Genomic DNA, 2387 nt, shown 5'->3' on the forward strand with positions numbered 1-2387 from the left:
CTTTCGTTTACGACACCACGACAGCTTGACTACACATTATTAAGGTTAACAAAGGCTTGCAGCGCCGGCTTGCCCGCAGCGAACGCCCGCCAGGCGTGCGTATGGTTGTAAGGGAAACCGGGCCAACCTCGCCGGCAAAACCTCAAAGCGCGCGAACGGCCTCGAGCACCTCTTCCGCATGGCCCTTGACGCGGACCTTGCGCCAAATCCTGGCGATCCGCCCGTCGCGGCCGATCAGGAACGTCGCGCGCTCGACCCCCATATACTTGCGACCATACATCGATTTCTCGACCCACAGATGGTAGGCTTCGATCACCTTGCGCTCCTCGTCGGCGGCGAGGTCGATGGTGAGATTGTACTTCGACTTGAACTTGTCGTGCTTCTTGACGGGGTCGGGCGACAGGCCGATCACCACGGCGCCGGCCTTCTCGAAGTCCGGCTTCAGCTGCGAGAAGCTGATCGCCTCCTGCGTGCAGCTTGTTGTGTCGTCCTGCGGATAGAAATAGAGCACGATGGGCTTGCCGGACGATGCGGCAAGGCTGACTGATCCGCCGCCGTCCCGCGGCAGGTCGAATTGCGGCGCGAGATCGCCTACGTCGAGGTCAGCCATACCGATGCCCTTGTTTGAGGTTACGCGCGAAGCCACACCGATATAGTGTCGGACGGGGATTCGTCCACGATCGAGTTCGTACAACGGAAAATTGCGTGGATCAGGAGCGACCGCAGCACGAGAAGATCCGGTTCAGGCGTGATGAGATCACCGACCTGGGGACCTTTCCGTCCGCCTGCCGTGTGCCGCCGCTCGGTCAGGCTTCGATCGGACGCGGTTTTCGCATCCTGTCGCGACTGTTCGCCGGTCTGGTCGCTTTCGCGCTGCTGGCCGCCGTGCTCGTTTATCTGGTTGGCGCCTCCGGCATCGGAGCCGACCGGCTTCGCACCGAGGCGGAAACGGCGCTTGAGAAACTGGCGGGCGTCGATGTCAATGTCGCGGTCGGGCCTGCCCGCATCACGCTCGACGGTTCGAGTTTCATCGCGCTTCAGGTCAGCGACGTCAGCTTGAAGACATCGGACGGCAAGCCGATGGCCGATGCCGGCCGCGTGCGCTTCGGCGTGCGTCTGTTCCCGCTGCTGTGGGGAGATGTGCGGCTGACCAGCGCCAGGATTTCGGATGCCCGCATCGTCGTGGCGGCGATGCCGTCAGGCGGCGACTGGACCGCCGGCCTGCGCAATGCGGACGGCCTCATCGATCCGGAGAAGCTGTCCGCCGCGGTGTTCGGAAACATCAACCACGCACTCGATGCCGTGCGGGAGGATTCGCTGCGCCGGATCGATCTTCGCAATGTCGAATTCGTGCTGCCCGAAACCGGAGCGATCAAGCTCGTCAAGATCACCGACGCCACCGTCGTGCAGTCGGGCCCGGGCGGCATGCAGTTCTCGTCCACGGCGGACATCGACGGCAGGACGGCTACCGTTGCCGCTTCCGCCTCCCGCGATATCGCGGCGCACCGCGTCACGGCACTGGATGCGAGCGTCGATCTGGCCGATACCGGCGATATGGCGGCCGCTGCCGGCAAGCTGGGAACCGTCGCGCTGAAGCTGACGGGATCGGAAGGGTTCGGCGCGAACGCATCGCGGCTGACGGCCGCTTTGTCGTCGACGGGTTCTGTCCTCGATCTCGGCACGCGAGGACTGCTGCCGGCGGACGTCGATATCAATGCGACGCTGGTTGCGGGCAGCAACAAGATCCAGGTCGACAGATTGCTGCTGAAGACCGGCCGCTCGACATTCGATTTCGCCGGTTCGATCGGGCCGAAGCCGGCAAGCGGAGCGGTGGGTGAAGAACCCTCCTATCGCTACGACCTGACCAGCGACGGATCGTCGCTTGCGCCTTCGGAGTCGCCCGAGCCGGCGCTCACCTTCCTCGCCCGGATTGCCGGCGTCTACAACACGGTGAGCCACAAATTGGTCGCCGAGCAGATCGCGCTCCGGTCCGCCGGCTCCGGCGAGATGCTTGGCACCGCCGCCGTGGCGTTCGTCGACGGCAAAGTGCCGGGGATCAATCTGGCGTTCAACATCCACGACATGCAGGTCTCTCACGTCAAGCAGCTGTGGCCGTGGTTTTCGGCGCGCAATGCCCGGCTCTGGGTGCTGGCCAATCTGTTCGGCGGCCGTGTCGTCGACGCCAACCTTCAGTTCCAGGTGGTGCCGGGCCGCCTGGGCAACGGCGTGCCGCTTTCGGCCGATGAGGTGTTCGGCCGCTTCCAGATCGAGGGATCGCGCTTCGACACCGCCGGCCGCATTCCGCCGATACGCGACGCGGTCGGCGTCGTCGGTTTCCACGGCAACGATGTCGATATCTCGCTATCCTCGGGCACCGTCTACATGCC

General features: G+C 64.3%; 1 protein-coding gene and 1 pseudogene. One reads left to right on the top strand and one right to left on the bottom strand.

Going from position 1 to position 2387, the window contains the following annotated elements; genetic code table 11:
• Positions 1 to 142: 142 nt before the first annotated feature.
• Complete coding sequence (locus tag EOC06_RS36000) at positions 143 to 610, bottom strand: peroxiredoxin (protein ID WP_127258257.1); 468 nt, start codon at positions 608 to 610, stop codon at positions 143 to 145.
• Positions 611 to 705: 95 nt separating this feature from the next.
• Here EOC06_RS36000 and EOC06_RS36005 point away from each other — a divergent pair.
• Positions 706 to 2387, top strand: a pseudogene (locus EOC06_RS36005) (hypothetical protein); the annotation flags it as partial.

The organism is Mesorhizobium sp. M7A.F.Ca.MR.362.00.0.0 (assembly GCF_004023175.1).
Taxonomy (GTDB): Bacteria; Pseudomonadota; Alphaproteobacteria; order Rhizobiales; family Rhizobiaceae; genus Mesorhizobium.